Here is an 18,726-nt window from a genome sequence, read left to right on the forward strand (position 1 = left end):
ACCATGCGCGACTTTTCGCAGAACCACGACTGGCTGTCGATCAACACGGCGACCATCCGCAAGCAGTCGGGCGCCGAGGTGCCGCTGGACCGCCTCATCGACCAGTGCGCCGAACGCGGCATCCGCGCCATCAGCCCGTGGCGCGACCAGGTCGCGGCCGTCGGGCTCGACAAGGTGGCCAGGCAATTGAAGGCGCACGGCATCGGCCTCTCGGGCTACTGCCGGGGCGGCTTCTTTCCCGCGCCCGACGCGGCCGGCCTGAAGGCCGCGCTCGACGACAACCGCCGCGCCATCGACGAGGCCAAGACGCTCGACGCGCCCTGCCTCGTGCTGGTCGTCGGCGCCCTGCCCGGCGCGCTCGACGGCAAGGCGGCGTACAAGGACATCGGCCGCGCACGCAGCGAGGTGCGCGACGGCATCGCCGCATCGCTCGACTACGCGCGCGAAGTCGGCATGCCACTGGCCATCGAGCCCCTGCACCCGATGCAGGCGGCCGACCGCGCCTGCATCAACACACTCGAGCACGCGCTCGACCTGTGCGACGAACTCGATGCACGCAAGACCGGCATGCTCGGCGTGGCGCTCGACATCTACCACGTGTGGTGGGACCCGAAGCTGCAGCAGCAGATCGCCCGCGCCGGCCGCGAGCGGCTGCTGGCGTACCACGTCTGCGACTGGCTCACGCCGACGCGCGACCTGCTCTCCGATCGCGGGATGATGGGTGACGGCGTTGTCGAGTTGAAGAAGATTCGCGGGTGGGTCGAGGACGCGGGGTTTGCGGGGTTCAGCGAGGTCGAGATCTTTTCGAACCTGGACTGGTGGCAACGGACTGGGGCCGAGACGCTCGACGTCTGCATCGAACGACACCGCAGCGCGGTCTGATCGATCCGGCCGAAGCGAAAGGCAGCCGCTTGTGCTGCAATCCGCCCCATGGCTGACCCCACCCTCGACGACCTGCGCCGCTACGCCGTCGCGCGCACCCTCTTCACGCCGACGACGCTGCCCGCCGCCATCCGCAAGCTCGGCTTCGTGCAGGCCGACCCGATCCGTGCGCCGGCGCGGGCGCAGGACCTCACGCTGCGCCACCGCGTGAAGGACTATCGCGCGGGCGATCTCGAAAACCGCTACGCGCGGCTTGCGATCGAGGAAGACTGCCTCGTCAACTACGGCTTCCTGCCACGCGAACACCTGGCGCTGATGCATCCGCGCGAGGCCAAGAAAGCTTGGGACGCGGACACGCGCCGCAAGGCCGCCGACGTGCTGGCCTATGTGCGCGAGCACGGTCCGGTGCATCCGCGCCAGGTCGAGCAGCACTTCGCGCACGGCCGCATCCAGAACTACTGGGGCGGTTCCAGCAACGCCACCACGCACCTGCTCGACGGCATGCACTACCGGGGCCTGCTGCGCGTGGTGCGGCGCGACAGCGGCACGCGGGTCTACGAAGCGGTGAGCCATCCGCCCGCCGACGACAGCCCCGCCGGGCGCGCGCAGCGTGCGGCGGCGCTCATCGAACTGGTGGTGCGCAAGTACGCGCCGCTGCCGGCCACGAGCCTGACCTACCTCGTTCGCCTGCTCGGCTATGGCGCGCCGCACCTGGCTGCGCAGACGCAGGCGGCGCTGCGGCTGGCGCGCGAGGAGCTGGCCAATTGCCGCATCGACGGCACGACGTGGTACTGGCCTGCCGACGAGAACCCCGCCTCGCGCCGCCATGCGCCCGACGACGCGGTGCGGCTGCTCGCGCCCTTCGACCCGGTGGTGTGGGACCGCCGCCGCTTCGAGCTGCTGTGGGGCTGGACATACAAGTTCGAGGCCTACACGCCCGCGCCGAAACGGCAGTTCGGCTACTACGCGCTGCCGATGCTGTGGCACGAGCGCGTGATCGGCTGGGCCAATGTGAGCGCGCCCGAAGGCCGCCTGCAGCCGGCCTTCGGTTATGCCGACGCGAAGAAGCCGCACGGCGCGGCCTTCCGCGCGGGCCTCGATGAGGAACTGCACCGCATGACGCAGTTCCTCGCGGGCCGCTGACGCTGCCTTTTATAATCGCCCGCCTCAGCCAGCCGCCCGCGCCCGCCGCGAGCCCGCCAGCCGTCTTCGAAGGAACGAAGACGCAGCAGCCCGAGCGACGACACATCCCGTCGTCGCCCCCGGCCACTGCCCCCACGACGCCGTAGACACACAACACCAGCCGGATGCGCTTTCCTTTCGGAATGCGCCACGGCACGCGCTCGTTCGTTTCCGTTTTTTTCGATCGCACCCGAGAAGCCATGGCGCGCCTGACCGCGCCGCAGCCACTCCCCCGCCCTAGACACGTCCGAAGCAGGACACAGGAGAAGCTGCACATGACACTCAAGAATCGTCGCCCCGGAACGCCGCGCACGCGGCGGGGCTATGCCACGGTCGCGGTCACCGCCGTGGCGCTCGCCGCCAGCGCACACGCCCACGCGCAAGAAGCCGCTGCTGCCGAAACGCGGCAGGCGCTGCCCACCGTCACCGTCTCGGGCGATGCGGGTGAAACCGCCACCGGTCCCGTGACGGGCTTCGTCGCCAGGCGCGGCAGCACCGCCACCAAGACCGACACGCCGCTGATCGAGACGCCGCAGGCCATCTCGGTCGTCACGCGCGACCAGATCGAAGCCCAGGGCGCGCTCACCCTGCGCGAGACCACCAACTACACGGCCGGCGTGGTGTCGAGCTACTTCGACAGCCGCGTGGATTCGTTCAAGGCCCGCGGCGGCGACGCCGTGCAGTACCTCGACGGCCTGCAGCGCACCTACGGCACCTACAACGCCAGCCGGCCCGACCCGTACATGCTGGAGCGCGTGGAGCTGCTGCGCGGCCCGTCGTCGGTGCTGTACGGCCAAGGCGGCATCGGCGGCGTGCTCAACCTCGTGTCGAAGCGTCCGCAGGCCGAGACGCAGCGCGAGGTGCAGCTGCAGCTGGGCAACAACGCGCGCAAGCAGATCGCCGCCGATTTCACCGGCTCGCTCGACCCCGAGAGCAAGTGGATGTACCGCCTCGTGGCCGTGAACCGCGACAGCGGCACGCAGGTCGACCACGTGTCGGACGACCGCATCGCGATCGCGCCCTCGCTCACCTGGCGTCCGAACGCCGACACCTCGCTCACGCTGCAGGCGTCCTACCAGAAGGACAAGAGCGGCTCGCTGATCGGCTTCTTCCCGTGGCAGGGCACGCTGCTGCCCTCTCTGTACGGCCGCATCCCGACCTCGACCTTCACCGGCGAGCCCGGCTTCGACCGCTTCGACACGCGCAGCACCTCGCTGGGCTACCTGTTCAGCCACCGCATCAACGACACCTGGACGGTGCGCCAGAACCTGCGCTCGACCGAGAGCAAGGTCTGGTACAACACCTCGTACACCAGCTTCACGGCCAACCGCCTCACGGGCCGTCCGGCGCGTCCGGTGTTCAACGCCGACCAACGCACCATCGAGCGCGACCTGAGCAGCGACATCAACGGCGGCAAGATGCTGCTGCTCGACAACCAGGCCGAGGCGCACTTCAGGACCGGCGAGGTCGAGCACACGCTGCTGCTGGGCGCGGACTTCCAGCGCAACACCACCTCCAAGCTCTCGGGCCGCGGCCGCGCGGGCGCGCTCGACGTGTACGCGCCGGTGTACGGCAACTACACGGCCCCCACCAGCTACACGCGCGCACCCGAGGTGGTGCAGAAGCAGGCGGGCCTGTACGTGCAGGACCAGGTCAAGTACGGCCGCTGGATCGGCCTGCTGGGCCTGCGCCACGACAAGGCCACCACCGACACCGAAGGCCGCCCCGCCGCGGCGGCCGACGACAAGGCCACCACCAAGCGCGCCGGCCTGGTCTACCTGGCCGACGGCGGCTGGGCGCCGTACCTGAGCTACGCCGAATCGTTCCTGCCGCTGGGCGGCGTCGACACGTCGAACAACCCCTTCAAGCCGCAGCGCGGCAAGCAGTGGGAGGCCGGCGTGAAGTGGGAGCCCGCGGGCCAGCGCACCTCGTTCCTGGCGGCCGTGTACGACCTGCGCGACACCAACCGCAAGACCCCCGACCCGACCAACCCGCTCAACAGCGTGCAGCTCGGCGAAGTGCACGTGAAGGGCCTGGAGCTCGAGTACAAGGGCAGCATCGCGCGCGACTGGGACTGGATCGCCTCGTACGCCTACACCGACGCGCGCGTGTCGAAGAGCAACGGCTCCGACCTGGGCAAGCGCATCTCGGGCGTGCCCAAGCACACGGCCTCGGCCTGGGTGACCAAGCGCTTCTCGATCGGCGGCCTGCACGGCTTCTCGGCCGGCGGCGGCGTGCGCTACCTGGGCAAGTCGTACGACGGCATGGACAGCAACCCCGCGCCCGCGGTCACGCTGTTCGACGCGATGTTCGCGTGGGACAACGGCCCGCTGCGCCTGGCGCTCAACGTGGCCAACCTGACCGACAAGGTGCAGATCACCACCTGCCTGGCACGCGGCGACTGCTTCTACGGCCAGCGCCGTACCCTGACCGCCAGCGCGACGTACCGCTTCTGAAGCAAATCCCCGCGCGCTCGAAGGTCTGGCGCGCGGGCGACAACCGGCCCGACGGCGTGCTTCTAGAATCGCGCCGTCGTCCGGTTCGCCGGACGGCAAGCGTTCTCAGGGCGGGGTGCAATTCCCCACCGGCGGTGATGGCAACGAAAGTTGCACAAGCCCGCGAGCGCCTCGGGCCTGCCACAGGTCCGAGGGTCAGCAGATTTCGGTGCGATTCCGAAGCCGACGGTCACAGTCCGGATGAAAGAGAGCGCGAAATGCGGGCATGCCCGCGCGCCTTGCTTTGCTCTTTTTGGGCAAACCGGCGCGCGAGCGGGCCTGTGGTTTCGTGCGCCCTGATTCAGGAAACCTGCTTTCAAGAGGCACACCATGAGTCAGATCAACGACCTTCCCCTTTCTGCCGTCACCGCGTCGGGTTCGCCGCGCGGCCAGCGCATCGCATTCGTCGAGGCGCAATGGCATTCCGACATCGTCCACCAGGCACGCGACGCCTTTCTCGAAGAGATGGCGCGGCTCGGCGTGGCGCGCGAACTCATCGACATCTTCGATGTGCCCGGCGCCTTCGAGATTCCGCTGCACGCCAAGCGCCTGGCCAACTCGGGCAAGTACGCGGCCATCATCGGCTGCGCGCTGGTGGTGGACGGCGGCATCTACCGCCACGAGTTCGTCGCCAACACCGTCGTCAGCACGCTGATGTCGCTGCAGCTGGAGACCGACGTGCCGATCTTCTCGGCCGTGCTCACGCCGCACCACTTCCACGAGCACGTGGAGCACCGCAAGTACTTCCACCGCCACTTCGCGATCAAGGGCACGGAAGTGGCCGAGGCCTGCTTCAAGACGCTCGAGGCGCTGGACAAGGTCGACGCGCTGCTGGCCGCCTGAGCGGGTTGGCAAGAGGCGCACGCCTGCAGTAACCTGCGCGGATGGCCTCTCCATCCGCCCCGGCGGTCGCAGCAGCAGCCGCCGACCGCTACACCCTCTATGGGGCGCCCGGCTCGGGCGCCACGCCCATCCACGCCGCGCTGACGCTGATCGGCGCGCAGGTCGACACGGTCGACATCGCCCCCTGGGAGGGCGAGTCCGAGCGCGAGCGGCTGACCGACGTCAACCCGATGCAGCAGGTGCCCGCGCTCGTGCTGCCTTCGGGCGAAGTCATGACCGAGAGCGCGGCCATCCTCATCTGGCTGGGCGACCGCTATTCCGAGGCCGGGCTTTGCCCCGCGCCCGGCGACCCGCGCCGCGCGCAGTACCTGCGCTGGATGGTCTACCTGCCGGCCTCGATCTATTCGATGTTCTGGGTGCGCGACGAGCCTTCGCGCCTCGCGGCCGATGCCGCCGCGCAAGCCGTGGTGCTCGAACGCACGGCCGCGCGCATCGCGCACTGCTGGCACCTCATGGACACGCAGATCGACGAACCTTCGCCCTACCTGCTCGGCGACAAGCTCAGCATGCTCGACCTGTACGTGACCGTGGTGTCGCGCTGGACGCCGACCCGCCGGCGCTTCTACCGCGTGGCGCCGCGCATGGCGCGCGTGGTGCGGCGCGTGGACGCCGACCCGCGACTGGCGGCGTTCTGGGCGGCGCGCTTTCCGTTCTCGATGGATGCGGACGAAGAGACAAGCTGAGGCCCGTTCTTCTCTTCTCATAATCGACGCCATGACCGCACGCACACCGACCACCGCCTACCCGATGACGATCTACCACAAGCCCAACTGCAGCACGTCGCGCAACGTGCTGGGCTTGATCCGCGAAAGCGGCGTGGAGCCCGAGATCGTCCTGTACCTGGAAACGCCGCCCTCGAAGAAGAAGCTGCGCGAGCTGGCGAAGGCCATGGGCCTGACGGCGCGCGACCTGCTGCGCACGAAGGAAGCGCCCTACGAAGAACTGAAGCTGGCGGACGAAAAACTGACGGACGACCAGCTGTTCGACGCGATCGTCGAGCACCCGATCCTGCTGCAACGCCCGATCGTGGTGTCGCCGCGCGGCACGCTCATGTGCCGCCCTTGGGAACGCGTGCGCGAGATCCTGCCCGCCTAAACCGGCTGATCTTCGGGCTGCTGCGCCAGCCCCCACGCGACATGCTCGCGCACCAGCTCGCTCGGATGTTCGGCGCGCGTGGCCAGCGCTTCCTTCGCGCCGACCTCGCCTGAGCGCACCGCATTGCCCAGCGCCACCGCGATGTTGCGCAGCCAGCGCTCGTGGCCGATGCGGCGGATCGGGCTGCCTTCGGTGCGGCGCAAAAAGTCTTCCTCGCTCCACGCGAACAGCTCGGCCAGCGTGCGGCCCGTGAGCCCCTCGCGCGCGTCGAAGTCGGGCAGCGTGCTCTTCTTCGCGAACTTGTTCCAGGGGCAGATCAGTTGGCAGTCGTCGCAGCCGTAGATGCGGTTGGCCATCAGCGGGCGCAGTTCCACCGGAATGGCGCCGGCGTGCTCGATCGTCAGGTACGAGATGCAGCGGCGCGCATCGAGCCGCTGCGGCGCGACGATGGCGCGCGTCGGGCACACGTCGATGCAGGCGCTGCAGCTGCCGCAGTGCGCGCTGACGGGCTCGCTCGGCGGCAGCGCCATGTCGACGTAGATTTCGCCCAGGAAGAACATCGAGCCCGCGTCGCGGTCGAGCACCAGCGTGTGCTTGCCGCGCCAGCCCTGGCCGCTGCGCGAGGCGAGCTCGGCCTCGAGCACTGGCGCCGAATCGGTGAAGGCGCGGTGGCCGAAGGGGCCGACCTCTTCGGCGATCTTCTCGGCGAGCTTGGCCAGGCGGTTGCGCAGCACCTTGTGATAGTCGCGGCCCCGCGCGTACAGCGACACGATGGCCTCGCCGGGCCGGCGCAGCCGGTCGAACTCGATGGCCTGCCACTCGGCGTCGGTGTCGCGCGGCAAGTAGTCCATGCGCGCGGTGATCACGCTCACCGTGCCCGGCACCAGCTCCGCGGGCCGCGCGCGGCGCGTGCCGTGCGTTGCCATGTATTGCATTTCTCCATGGAACCCATGGGCCAGCCATTGCATCAGACCGTCTTCGGCGCTCGACAGATCGACGCCCGCGATTCCGATTTGGGAGAATCCGAGTTCCCGGGCCAAGGCCTGAATACGAGCAACGAGTGGATGGCTGACGATCACTTGCCGATTGTAGAAACGCGCACCCTGCGCTGGCAGGGCGAAGACGACACCGACGCGCTGGCGCGCGCGCTTGCCGCATCGCCCGCGTTGCGCGACGCTTTCATCGCGCTGCAGGGCGACCTGGGCGCCGGCAAGACCACCTTCGTGCGTCACCTGCTGCGCGCGCTGGGCATCACCGGGCGCATCAAGAGCCCCACCTACGCGGTGGTCGAGCCGCACGAGGCGCCCGACGGGCTGGCCATCTACCACTTCGACTTCTACCGTTTCGCCGACCCGCGCGAATGGGACGACGCGGGCTTCCGCGACATCTTCGCAGGCCCGGGCCTCAAGCTGGCCGAGTGGCCGGAAAACGCCGCGGGGCGCACCCCACCTGCCGACCTAGCTATTAAAATAGAAGCAATGACCGACGACACCCGCAGCGTGACCCTCCTGGCGAACACCCCTCGCGGCAGCGATCTGCTGGCGTGCCTGGCCGCATGAAGGCGACCGGCCTGAAACGGCGCGTGCTGCTGCAAGGCGGCAGCATCGCGCTGATGCTGGGCGTGCACCAGATCGCGCGCGGCGCCAGCATCCTCGCCGTGCGCGTGTGGCCCGCCGCCGACTACACCCGCGTGACCATCGAGTCCGACGCCCGCCTCAACTCGCAGCAGCTCGTGGTCGGCAGCCCGCCCCGGCTGGCCGTGGACATCGAGGGCATCGACCTGAACACCGAGCTGCGCGACCTGGTCGGCAAGATCAAGCCGGGCGACCCGTACATCAACGGCCTGCGCATCGGGCAGAACGCACCGAAGGTGGTGCGCATCGTGTTCGACCTGAAGCAGACCGTGCGCCCGCAGGTGTTCTCGCTGGCGCCCGTGGCCGCCTACAAGCACCGGCTGGTGCTCGACCTGTACCCCGAACAGGCCATCGACCCGATGGAAGCACTGATCGCCGAGCGGCTGCGCGATGCGCCCAAGAACGGCAACAGCACCACCACCGCCCCCAGCAACGGCCCCGTCGTCGCCACCGCCCCGCCCGCCCCCGCTGCACCATCGCCGGCCCCCGCGCCCGTGCGCCCCGCCATGCCACCCGGCGACCCGCTGGGCGACCTGATGGCGCAGCAGGCCGCGCGCCCCGCGCCCTCCGGCCCCGCACCGGCCCTGCCGCCCGGCGGCATGCCGCTGCCGCCGGCACCGCCGCCCGTGGTGGCCGCGGCGCCCCCGGCCCGGCCCGTGACGCCGCCCGGTCCGCCACCGCGCGCCACGGCCAGCCGCACCGACCGCATCATCATCGTGGCGCTCGACCCCGGCCACGGCGGTGAAGACCCCGGCGCCATCGGCCCGAACGGCACGCGCGAGAAAGACATCGTGCTGCAGGTGGCGCACCGCCTGCGCGAGCGCATCAACGCGGCCAGCGTCAACGGCAGCCCGATGCGCGCCTTTCTCACGCGCGACGCCGACTTCTTCGTGCCGCTGGGCGTGCGCGTGCAGAAGGCGCGGCGCGTGCAGGCCGACCTGTTCGTGAGCATCCACGCCGACGCCTTCACCACGCCCGCCGCGCGCGGCGCCAGCGTGTTCGCGCTGAGCCAGAGCGGCGCCTCCAGCAGCGCCGCGCGCTGGCTGGCCAACAAGGAAAACGACGCCGACAAGGTCGGCGGCGTGAACGTGGGCAACCACGAGGCGCAGGTGCAGCGCGCACTGCTCGACATGAGCACCACCGCGCAGATCAACGACAGCCTGAAGCTCGGCGGCGCGATGCTCGGCGAGATCAAGGGCATCGGTGCACGGCTGCACAAGGCGCAGGTCGAGCAGGCCGGCTTCGCGGTGCTGAAGGCGCCCGACATCCCGAGCGTGCTGGTCGAGACCGCCTTCATCAGCAACCCCGAGGAAGAAGCCAACCTGCGCCGCGCCGACTACCAAGAGAACCTGGCGGACGCGCTGATGCGCGGCATCCAGCGCTACTTCGCGCAGAACCCGCCGCTCGCGCGCAGCCGGCAGCTCTAGGCTAGAAGCCCGCCACGCGGGCGCCCCACGCGGCCAGATAAAGGCCGACGCCGAAGACGCTGTGCGTGACCAAGCTCTGGAACCGCGCCATCGCAGGGCGCGGCGTGCGGCGCGCCGCGAAGCCCGCGCCCATCGCGGGCTGCATCACGCAGAACGGCACGAGCACGGTGCCGATGCCGACGATCAACGCAGGCACCAGCGTCGGCTGGCGCGCCCATTCCAATCCCCAGCCCGCGAGCAGCACGGCCGCAAACGCGATGCCGAGCAGGTAGTGCGCGGTCCAGCCGATGGCGCCCTCGCCCGCCACGCGCGACGACTTGCCGATGGGGTCGTGAAAGAAGCGCCCGCGCGTCAGGTGCACGAGCCAGCGGCCCACGAGCGCGTAGTCCAGCGAAGGAATGCCGAACAGGCGTTGGCGCAGCACGGCCCACAGGTCCATCACCGCGGTCGCGCCGGCGCCGATCCACAGCGTGCGCAGCGCGCATTCAGCAGCTTCAGACATGGCCACGCTCCCGCGCCGGCGCGCGCGCCGCGATCATCCAGCAGGCCGCGACAAAGCGCACGTCGTCGCCCTGCACATAGGGCGCGAAGGCGGCATGCAGCGTCTCGACGACCTGCGCGCGCGTCGCGGCATCCACCTCCTGCAGGACCAGGCCGACCGGCCCGAGCCGCGTGAAGTAGTCGGCCAGCGCCGTCACGGGGAACGCGCATTCGACCTCGAAGGGCTGGATGTCGACCTCGCCCCATCCGCTCGCCTCGAGGATGCCCGCGACCCGCGCGCGGTCGGCAAACGCGAACTGGCCCGGTGCGTTCGGCAGGCGCGGCGGCAGGCCGGGCAGCAGCGGCGCGGCGGCGCGTTCGGCCGTGGTCATGAACGGGTTGTCGGCCCCGCCGCGCCAGGCGATGCAGCGCAGGGCCGCACCGTCGGTCGCCGCGTGCCGCAGGTTCGTGAAGGCCCGCACCGGGTCGTCGAAGAACATCACGCCCAGGCGCGAGATGACCGTGTCGAACGCCGCCGGCTCGAAGGCATGGCCCTGCACGTCGGCGCAGACGAAGCGGGCCGACGGGAGCACCTCGCGCGCGGCGCGGGCCTTCGCTGCTTCGATCATCGGCGCCGAGATGTCGACGCCGAGGCATTGCCCTGTTGCGCCGAGTTGCCGCGCCACGGCGAGCGTCGTGCGGCCGGTGCCGCAACCCACGTCGAGCACGCGGCGGGCGCCCACGGCGCGCACCGCGTCGCTCAGCCGCGCTTCGAGCGGCTGGAACATCGCGTCGAGCACGGCCTGCGTCCGGACCCAGGCGCTGCCAGCGTGGCCGTTCCACAGGGCGGCCTGTTCGGCATTGGCGGGAGATGTGTCGTCCATGATCGTTTTCCTTCAGGTGCCTTCAAGCGGCGAGAGCTAGACTGTGCCAATTCAAGTCGACTTGAAGTCAAGAGGGGGCCGGCACATGGACATTTCGGAAGTCGCGCAACGCGCCGGCGTTCCCGCCTCGACGCTGCGCTTCTATGAAGAAAAAGGGCTGATCGCGTCGACCGGCCGGCACGGCCTGCGCCGCGTGTTCGCGCCCGAGGTGCTGGAGCGGCTGGCGCTCATCGCGCTGGGACGCGCCGCCGGTTTCTCGCTGGAGGAAATCGGCCACATGTTCTCGCCCGAGGGCAAGCCGCGCATCGACCGGCAGGTGCTCGCGGACAAGGCGCAGGACCTCGACCGCACGATCCGCCAGCTCACGGCGATGCGCGACGGCCTGCGGCATGCGGCGGTCTGCCCCGCGCCCAGCCACATGGAATGCCCCACCTTCCGCCGCATCCTGCGGGCCGCGTCGTCGGGCGCGCTGGAAGCCCCGAAGAAGAAGGCGCCGAAGCCGCGAACCCCCTAGCCACACGTGCTTTCAGGCGTTGCGTTCCGCAACACGCGCCCCTGCGCACAGGCAAGCGCGGCAGGCTCCTACACCGCGAAATGCATACTTTTGACCATGATGAGCCATCACTCTCGAAAGGTGGACCTCATGTTGAAGACACGTCTCTGGATCGCCGCTGCAGCTGCCACTTCGGTCATGACGCTGGCAGGTTGTGCGAGCGGTCCGAACCAGAACCTCGGCACCGGCATTGGCGCACTCGGCGGCGCGGCGGTGGGCCATGCGATCGGCGGCAACACGGGCAGCACGCTCGGCGGCGCGGCCATCGGCGGCATCATCGGCAACCAGGTGGGCCGCAACGTCGACGAGCGCAACTACTACAACCAGCAACGCTACCCGCGCGGCAGTGGCTACTACCCGGACAACGGGCCGCGCTACTGATTGATCCTTCCAACCCTCAACGAAAAAACGCGCCCTTCGGCGCGTTTTTTTTCTGGGGCGGGCCGAGAGCCGCTCAGGCCTGCGACGCCGCCGCCCGCGCCTTCTCGGCCTTCGAGGCGCGCCACGCGCCGAAGATCGCCAGCAGGCCGGGCACGAAGATCAGCGCCCAGATGATCTTGTCCAGGTGCTGGCGCACGAACGGCAGGTTGCCGAAGAAGTAGCCCGCGGTGGCGATGCCCAGCACCCAGATGAGCGCACCGCCCACGTTGTAGGCCGTGAACTTCGCGCGGTTCATCTCGGCCACGCCGGCCACGAAGGGCGCGAAGGTGCGAATGAACGGCATGAAGCGCGCCAGCACGATGGTGATGCCGCCGTAGCGTTCGTAGAAGCTGTGGGCCTGGTCGAAGGCCTTGCGGTTGAAGAAGCGCGAGTTCTCCCACTGGAACACCTTGGGCCCGAAGTAGCGCCCGATCGAGTAGTTGCACTGGTCGCCCAGGATGGCCGCCGCGATCAGGATGCCGCAGGCCAGCGGAAAGCTCATGAGCCCCACGCCGCACAGCGCACCGACGATGAAGAGCAGCGAGTCGCCCGGCAGGAACGGCATGACCACCGCGCCGGTCTCGACGAACACGATCAGGAACAGCAGCGCGTAGACCCAGGGGCCGTAGGCGACCACGAAGGCCTCGAGGTGTTTGTCGACGTGAAGGATGAAGTCGACGAGAAAGCTGATGATTTCCATGGGCGCGGATTATCCTTGTTGGCATGTCGCACCTTTTCCGAATCACCCCATGATCCAGATCCGCGAAGCCCTCGATACCGACTGGCCCGCCCTCTGGGCCGTTCTCGAACCGACGTTCCGCCGCGGCGACACCTACACCTACCCGCCCGATGTGACGGAAGAACAGGCCCGTCACTCGTGGACGAAGGTGCCCACGCTGACCTTCGTGGCCTGCAACGACGAAGGCGCCGTGCTCGGCACCTATGTGATCCGCCCCAACCAGCCCGGCCAGGGCGCGCACGTGAGCAACTGCGGGTACGTGGTGTCCGAGGCGGCGCGCGGCCTGGGCGTGGCCTCGGCGCTGTGCGAACACTCGCAGCAGCAGGCCCTGCGCATGGGCTTCCTGGCGATGCAGTTCAACTTCGTCGTCTCCACCAACGAGCGCGCGGTGCGGCTGTGGCAGCACATGGGCTTCGCCATCGTCGGCACGCTGCCGGGCGCATTCAGGCATCCGCAGCTGGGCTTCGTGGACGCCTTCGTCATGTACAAGCAGCTGCAGCCTTTCCCCGGCGCGGCATGAAGAAGATCGAGCCCCGGCTCCTGCAGGCCTTCGTGGCCGTGGCCCGCGAGGGCTCGGTGTCGCGCGGCGCGCAGCGTCTGTTCCTCACGCAGCCGGCCGTGAGCCTGCAGCTCAAGGAACTGGGCGCGCTGGTCGAACTGGAACTGTTCCAGCGCACGCCCACCGGCCTGCTGCTCACGCGCGACGGCGCGGCGCTGCTCAACCATGCCGAACATGCGCTCGAAAGCCTGAACGATTTCGCGGTGGCCGCCGAGCGGCTCAAGGGCGGCGTGCGCGGCTCGCTGCGCATCGGCACCATCCTCGACCCCGACTTCACGCGGCTCAGCCCCTTCCTCACCGAACTGGTGGCGCTGGCGCCCGAGCTCGAGACCGAGCTGCACCAGGGCACGAGCGGCGACGTGCTGGCCCAACTGCTGAACAAGGAGCTGGACATCGGCTTCTATCTCGGCGACCCCGAGGCCACCGACCTGCCGCAGGCCAGCGCCGCCTCACGGCGCCACGACGGCGAGCTGTTCCATTCGCAGGTGCTGGCGCGCTTCAACTACCAGGTGATCGGCCCGAGCGGCTGGGCACCCCAGGTGCTGGGCCGCGACTGGCCCGAGCTGGCGTATCTGCCGTGGGTGCTGGCACCGGCGACCTCGTCGCATTCGCGGTTGCTGGCGCCGGTGCTGCAGGCCCACAAGCTGGTGCTGAAGAAGGCCGCGCAGGCCGACCAGGAGATGTCGATGCTGGCGCTGGTGCGCGCCGGCGTGGGCATTTCGCTGGCGCGCGATGCGCTGGCGCTGCAGGCCAGCCAGCGCGACGGCCTGGTCATTGCCGACCGCGTGAGCATCGGCTGCGACCTGCGCTTTGTCTGCCTCGCCGGCGCCCTCAAACGGCCGGAAGTCGACTGCGCGTGGCAGGCGCTGTCGCGCGTCTGGCGACAGGCCTTCTGAACGATCAGGCGCGCGCCCGGCCGTCGAGCACGGCCGCCGGCGCCGCAGCCGCCCCACTCTTCTTCGCCACGCGCCAGCCCTTCGGCATCAGCGCCAGCATCAGCGCAGCCAGCAGCGCCGCGCTGCCCAGCGTGTACAGCCCCGCGGCCGAGCCGCCGTGGTTCTGCTCCACGTAGGTCCGCAGGTTGGGCGCCACGAAGCCGCCCAGGTTGCCGATGGAATTGACCAGCGCGATGCCCGTGGCAATGCCCAGGCCCGACAGCCGCTCCGACAGGAAGGCATAGAAGATCGGCGTGCCCGACAGGTAGGTCGACGCACCGATCGACAGCGCCGCGATCGCGAAGATCGGCGAGCCATGCGCCGACAGGCACACGCACACGCCGAAGATCGTGTAGAGCGTGGCCACGGTGACGCGGCGGCGGTCGTGATGCCGGTCGGACCAGCGCGTGACGAAGTACACGACGAACAGCGCCAGCAGCCACGGGATGCTGGTGACGAAGCCGACCAGGAGGCCGATCTTCTGACCCAGGATCTGCCCCACCTGGGTCGGGAGATAGAAGATGAGGCCGTAGGCCGCGATCTGCACGATGAAGAAGTTCAGCGCGAAGAACATGACCCGCGGATTGCACAGCGTCTGCCACACGGTCTGCGGGCTGTCGGCCGACTTCTCCGCCGCTTCCTGGTCGAGCACGGCCTGCAGCGCGTTCTGCTGCGCACTCGTGAGCCAGGGCGCGTTGTGCGGCCGGTCGACGATGACGAAAAAGGCCACGATGCCCACCACCACGGCCATCAGGCCCTCGATGAGGAACATCCACTCCCAGCCCTTGAGGCCGCCGATGCCGTTCATGTCGAGCAGCGCACCGGAGATCGGCCCGCCGATGACGAGCGCGCCCGCAAAGCCGAACAGCAAAATGCCGTTGGCCTGCGCACGCACCTTGGCGGGGAACCAGTAGGTCAGCGTGAGCAGCACGCCGGGGTAGAAGCCCGCCTCCGCGATGCCGAGCAGGAAGCGCAGCACGTAGAAGGAGGTCTCGGTGGTCGCGAACATCATGGCCGAGGCCACGAGCCCCCAGGTGACCATGATCCGGCACAGCCAGATGCGCGGGCCGACGCGCGACAGGATCACGTTGCTGGGCACTTCGAAGATCGCGTAGCTCACGAAGAAGATGCCGGCGCCGAGCGCGAAGGCGCTGTTGCTCAGGCCGGTGTCGATCTGCAGCGCCTGCTTGGCGAAGCCGACGTTCACGCGATCAAGAATCGACATGATGTACATGACGATCAGCATGGGCAGCAGGCGCCAGCGCGCCTTGTGGATGGCGCCTGTGACCAGCTCGCCGTAGGGACTCGTGGTTGTCATTGTTGTTGTCTCCTGAATAGGTATGTCTGTCTGGAAGCCGTGGAGGCTAGCCGCGTGCTAACCGCGTGCGATGGCGCCGTGGACCGGGTTCGTCACCGAACCCAGCCCGTCGATCTCGACCGAGACCACATCGCCGCGCTTCAGGAAGCGTGGCGGCTTCAGGCCCAGGCCGACACCGGCGGGCGTGCCGGTGAGGATCAGGTCGCCGGGTTCGAGCGTGATGGCACGCGAGAGGTACGCGATGAGGAACGCGACCGAGAAGATCATTTCGCTGGTGTTGGACGACTGCACGGCCTCGCCGTTGACGAGGCAGCGGATGCCCAGCGATTGCACGTCGACCACTTCGTCGCGCGTGACGACGGTGGGCGCAAGCGGGCAGAAGCCGTCGAGCGACTTGCCGCGCACCCATTGGGCCTCGCCCAGTTGCACGTCGCGAGCGCTCACGTCGTTGGCGGCGACGTAGCCGAACACATGCGAGAGCGCGTCAGCTTCGCTCACACCCTGTGCGCGCTGGCCGATGACGACGCCGAGTTCGGCTTCCCAGTCGACCTTCTCGGTGAAACCTTCGGGCCAGGTGATCGCGTCGCCATCCGCGGCCAGCGTGTTGCTGAACTTCGCGAACACGACGGGCTTCTCGGGAATCGCCAGGCCGGTCTCGATGCAGTGGTCGCGGTAGTTGGCGCCGATGCAGATGATGTTTCTCGGGGCGAACGGCAAGGTGGGCTTGACGTCGGCGAGGGGGATCGGATTGCCTGCATCGTTCCAGGCTTTCCCTTCGACGATCTCCTGCATGCGGCTCACATTGACGGGCTGCAGTGCGCCGTCCTTGATGTAGCCCACGCGGGGGCCCTGCGGCGTTTGAACGCTCATCCACTTCATGTCTGACTCCTTCTTCTGATTTAAAAAATTCTGGGTGCGGGGGCGGGTTCATTCAGGGCGTGTGCACAGGCCACCGGGTACTTCCCTCCGCGAATGTCCCCCGGGGCTTCGCCCCTCCTCCTTGATTTCGCTGCGGGAAGCACCCAGTGTCCTGAGCACGGGACACATCGCTGGTGCGCGCCGATCAACAACCGCTCGGCTCGACGATCACGTCGATGGGTGCCTTGCGCAGCGAAATCAAGGGGGAGGCCGCAGGCCGGAGGACATTCGCGGAGCAAGGCACCCGTCGGCGGGATCGCGCCCTGAACAGCAGCAGTTCCTCAGTGGTTGCGACGCGGAATCCCCGCCGTCTGCGCCACGCGCTGGTACTTGGTCGCCGGCTTCAGCACCATGCCTTCGGACAGCGTGTCCACCATCGCGCGCTGGATCTCCTGCCATGGCGTCTGGCTCGCGGGAATCGGGTAGCCGCCCTTCGCCTCGAGGTCACGGGCGCGCGCTTGCAGCACCTCGTCGTCGACGAGCATGTTGACGGTGCGTTCCTTCAAATCCACGCGCACCTTGTCGCCGGTCTGCAGCAGCGCCAGTCCGGCGCCCGCGGCGGCTTCGGGCGAGGCGTTGAGGATCGACGGCGAGCCCGAGGTGCCCGACTGCCGGCCGTCGCCGATGCAGGGCAAGGCCGACACGCCGCTCTTGAGCAGGTGCGACGGCGCGCGCATGTTGACCACCTCCGACGAACCCGGGTGTCCGATGGGGCCGACGCCGCGCATGAACAGGATGCAGCTCGCGTCGATGTCCAGCGACGGGTCTTCGATGCGGGCTTCGAAATCTTCCGGGCCGTCGAACACGATGGCGCGGCCCACGAAGGCGTCGAGGTCGCCGGCCTGGCTCAGGTAGCGCGCGCGGAACTCGTCGGAGATCACGCTGGTCTTCATGATCGCGCTGTCGAAGAGGTTGCCCGACATCACGAGGAAGCCGGCGTTTTCGCGCAGCGGCTGGTCGAAGGGGCGGATCACGTCGGCGTCTTTCACCGGCGCGTCGGCGCAGTTGATGGCCAGGGTGTGGCCGTTGACGGTGCGCGCGTCGGTCCGGATCAGGCCATGGCGGTGCAGCTCGGCCACCACCGCCGGCACGCCGCCCGCGCGATAGAACTCCTCGCCGAGGTACTTGCCGGCGGGCTGCATGTCGAGCAGCAACGGCACGTCGAGGCCGACCGTTTCCCAGTCCTGGATGTTGAGCTCGACGCCCGCGTGCTTGGCGATGGCGATGAGGTGGATGGGCGCGTTGGTCGAGCCGCCGATGGCCGAGTTGACGACGATCGCGTTCTCGAAGGCCGAGCGCGTGAGGATGTCGGAGGGCTTGAGGTCTTCGCGCACCATGTCGACGATGCGCCGGCCGGTTTCGTAGGCCATCTGTCCGCGCTCGCGGTACGGCGCGGGAATGGCCGCGCAGCCGGGCAGGCTCATGCCCAGGGCTTCGGCCAGGGCGTTCATGGTCGAGGCGGTGCCCATCACGTTGCAGTGGCCGGCCGAGGGCACGGTGGAGCCCACGAGGTCGATGTAGCCGGGGAAGTCGATGCTGCCCTTGGCGAACAGCTCGCGCGCCTTGAACAGCGTGGTGCCGGTGCCGGTGCGCTGGCCTTCGTGCCAGCCGTTGAGCATGGGGCCGCCCGACAGCACGATGGCGGGGATGTTGGCGGTGGCTGCGGCCATCAGCGCGGCGGGCGTGGTCTTGTCGCAGCCGGTGGTCAGCACCACGCCGTCGATCGGGTAGCCGGTGAGGATCTCGACGAGCCCCAGGTAGGCCAGGTTGCGGTCGAGCGCGGCCGTGGGGCGGCGGCCGTTCTCCTGGATCGGGTGCATCGGGAATTCCATCGCGATGCCGCCCATTTCGCGGATGCCTTCGCGCACGCGCAGCGACAGCTCGCGGTGGTGGCGGTTGCAGGGCGTGAGGTCGGAGCCGCTTTGCGCGATGCCGATGATCGGCTTGCCCGATTGCAGCTCTTCGCGGGTGAGGCCGTAGTTCAGGAACCAGGCCAGGTGCAGGACCGAGAGTTCGCTGTGTTCGGGGTTGTTGAACCAGGCGGCGGAGCGCAGGGGGCGGGGTGTCGTCATGGCGTCGGCTTTCAGGGGGGTCGGCGAACGCGCGCGGCGGCCCCCTGCGCGACATGGCGGTGGGCCATGGCGGTGTATTGGGTGTCTCCGGTGCGTTCTTGTTGTGCGAATACGTTGGCGAGAGGGAGCTTAGGTTTTCGCCTTCGCCAAAGCCAATGAGATCGGTTGAGGATCGGTATAAGCGCGCCAAATACACCGCCAAACGCCCGGTCTGCGCCCCGCTTTTAGAA

The 18,726-nt window shown here is 68.9% G+C and carries 19 protein-coding genes and 1 riboswitch; of the genes, 12 read left to right on the forward strand and 7 right to left on the reverse strand.

Features of this window, described 5'->3' with window-relative positions; genetic code table 11:
• Positions 1-3 precede the first annotated feature (3 nt).
• The 6 genes from AC07OX_RS05535 to arsC all read left to right on the forward strand — a co-directional run bounded on the left by AC07OX_RS05535 (position 4) and on the right by arsC (position 6,557).
• The gene (locus AC07OX_RS05535; protein ID WP_495260187.1) at positions 4-882 is read left to right on the forward strand and encodes a sugar phosphate isomerase/epimerase family protein; all 879 of its coding nucleotides are present in this window, start codon (positions 4-6) and stop codon (positions 880-882) included.
• A 48-nt stretch (positions 883-930) separates the two neighbouring features.
• Complete coding sequence (locus tag AC07OX_RS05540; RefSeq protein WP_495260188.1) at positions 931-2,025, forward strand: DNA glycosylase AlkZ-like family protein; 1,095 nt, start codon at positions 931-933, stop codon at positions 2,023-2,025.
• Between the two features lie 314 nt (positions 2,026-2,339).
• A complete protein-coding gene (locus AC07OX_RS05545; RefSeq protein WP_495260189.1) occupies positions 2,340-4,520 on the forward strand; it encodes a TonB-dependent siderophore receptor in 2,181 nt (726 codons plus the stop codon).
• A 97-nt stretch (positions 4,521-4,617) separates the two neighbouring features.
• Positions 4,618-4,776: riboswitch (FMN riboswitch) on the forward strand.
• 113 nt (positions 4,777-4,889) lie between these two features.
• Positions 4,890-5,402 (forward strand): 6,7-dimethyl-8-ribityllumazine synthase, encoded by a 513-nt coding sequence (locus AC07OX_RS05550; protein ID WP_070061276.1) that lies wholly within the window; start codon positions 4,890-4,892, stop codon positions 5,400-5,402.
• A 41-nt stretch (positions 5,403-5,443) separates the two neighbouring features.
• A complete protein-coding gene (locus tag AC07OX_RS05555) occupies positions 5,444-6,145 on the forward strand; it encodes a glutathione S-transferase family protein (protein WP_495260190.1) in 702 nt (233 codons plus the stop codon).
• 31 nt (positions 6,146-6,176) lie between these two features.
• Complete coding sequence (arsC, locus tag AC07OX_RS05560) at positions 6,177-6,557, forward strand: arsenate reductase (glutaredoxin) (protein WP_062473487.1); 381 nt, start codon at positions 6,177-6,179, stop codon at positions 6,555-6,557.
• Here arsC and queG read toward each other — a convergent pair.
• The gene (queG, locus tag AC07OX_RS05565) at positions 6,554-7,636 is read right to left on the reverse strand and encodes a tRNA epoxyqueuosine(34) reductase QueG (protein ID WP_495260191.1); all 1,083 of its coding nucleotides are present in this window, start codon (positions 7,634-7,636) and stop codon (positions 6,554-6,556) included. The two genes, arsC and queG, sit on opposite strands and share 4 nt — an antisense overlap.
• On the opposite strand from queG, the gene tsaE reads away from it, so the two are divergent.
• Both tsaE and AC07OX_RS05575 read left to right on the forward strand, forming a co-directional pair.
• On the forward strand, positions 7,622-8,116 hold the full coding sequence (gene tsaE, locus AC07OX_RS05570) for a tRNA (adenosine(37)-N6)-threonylcarbamoyltransferase complex ATPase subunit type 1 TsaE (RefSeq protein WP_056579690.1): 495 nt from the start codon (positions 7,622-7,624) through the stop codon (positions 8,114-8,116). The two genes, queG and tsaE, sit on opposite strands and share 15 nt — an antisense overlap.
• On the forward strand, positions 8,113-9,618 hold the full coding sequence (locus AC07OX_RS05575) for an N-acetylmuramoyl-L-alanine amidase (protein ID WP_495260192.1): 1,506 nt from the start codon (positions 8,113-8,115) through the stop codon (positions 9,616-9,618). Before tsaE ends, AC07OX_RS05575 begins: the two co-directional genes overlap by 4 nt.
• Position 9,619: 1 nt before the next feature.
• On the opposite strand, the gene AC07OX_RS05580 is transcribed toward AC07OX_RS05575, so the two are convergent.
• Positions 9,620-10,120, reverse strand: a complete 501-nt coding sequence (locus AC07OX_RS05580) for a DUF2938 domain-containing protein (protein WP_495260193.1) — start codon at positions 10,118-10,120, stop codon at positions 9,620-9,622.
• Positions 10,113-10,982 (reverse strand): class I SAM-dependent methyltransferase, encoded by an 870-nt coding sequence (locus tag AC07OX_RS05585; RefSeq protein ID WP_495260194.1) that lies wholly within the window; start codon positions 10,980-10,982, stop codon positions 10,113-10,115. Before AC07OX_RS05585 ends, AC07OX_RS05580 begins: the two co-directional genes overlap by 8 nt.
• Before the next feature lie 85 nt (positions 10,983-11,067).
• On the opposite strand from AC07OX_RS05585, the gene AC07OX_RS05590 reads away from it, so the two are divergent.
• Positions 11,068-11,496 carry a helix-turn-helix domain-containing protein gene (locus tag AC07OX_RS05590; protein ID WP_159276157.1) on the forward strand — a complete coding sequence of 143 codons (429 nt, stop codon included), beginning with the start codon at positions 11,068-11,070 and terminating at the stop codon, positions 11,494-11,496.
• A 129-nt stretch (positions 11,497-11,625) separates the two neighbouring features.
• Positions 11,626-11,916, forward strand: coding sequence for a YMGG-like glycine zipper-containing protein (locus AC07OX_RS05595; RefSeq protein WP_223301444.1), 291 nt, complete (start codon positions 11,626-11,628; stop codon positions 11,914-11,916).
• A 73-nt stretch (positions 11,917-11,989) separates the two neighbouring features.
• Here the strand turns inward: AC07OX_RS05595 and AC07OX_RS05600 are convergent, their stop codons facing one another.
• Positions 11,990-12,655, reverse strand: a complete 666-nt coding sequence (locus AC07OX_RS05600; protein WP_062478522.1) for a DedA family protein — start codon at positions 12,653-12,655, stop codon at positions 11,990-11,992.
• Positions 12,656-12,704: 49 nt separating this feature from the next.
• Here AC07OX_RS05600 and AC07OX_RS05605 point away from each other — a divergent pair, with 49 nt between their 5' ends.
• Together AC07OX_RS05605 and AC07OX_RS05610 are read left to right on the forward strand one after the other, a co-directional pair.
• Complete coding sequence (locus AC07OX_RS05605) at positions 12,705-13,214, forward strand: GNAT family N-acetyltransferase (protein WP_495260195.1); 510 nt, start codon at positions 12,705-12,707, stop codon at positions 13,212-13,214.
• Entirely contained in the window at positions 13,211-14,149 is a 939-nt protein-coding gene (locus tag AC07OX_RS05610) for a LysR family transcriptional regulator (RefSeq protein WP_062478516.1), read from the forward strand. The genes AC07OX_RS05605 and AC07OX_RS05610 overlap by 4 nt, the downstream gene beginning before the upstream one ends.
• Before the next feature lie 4 nt (positions 14,150-14,153).
• Here the strand turns inward: AC07OX_RS05610 and AC07OX_RS05615 are convergent, their stop codons facing one another.
• The 3 genes from AC07OX_RS05615 to AC07OX_RS05625 all read right to left on the reverse strand — a co-directional run bounded on the left by AC07OX_RS05615 (position 14,154) and on the right by AC07OX_RS05625 (position 18,496).
• A complete protein-coding gene (locus tag AC07OX_RS05615) occupies positions 14,154-15,506 on the reverse strand; it encodes an MFS transporter (RefSeq protein WP_082818212.1) in 1,353 nt (450 codons plus the stop codon).
• A gap of 57 nt (positions 15,507-15,563) precedes the next feature.
• On the reverse strand, positions 15,564-16,385 hold the full coding sequence (locus AC07OX_RS05620) for a fumarylacetoacetate hydrolase family protein (RefSeq protein WP_495260196.1): 822 nt from the start codon (positions 16,383-16,385) through the stop codon (positions 15,564-15,566).
• 320 nt (positions 16,386-16,705) lie between these two features.
• Entirely contained in the window at positions 16,706-18,496 is a 1,791-nt protein-coding gene (locus AC07OX_RS05625; protein WP_495260197.1) for an IlvD/Edd family dehydratase, read from the reverse strand.
• Positions 18,497-18,726: the final 230 nt, after the last annotated feature.

The sequence above is a fragment of the Variovorax sp. GW821-FHT09D07 genome (genome assembly GCF_059416345.1).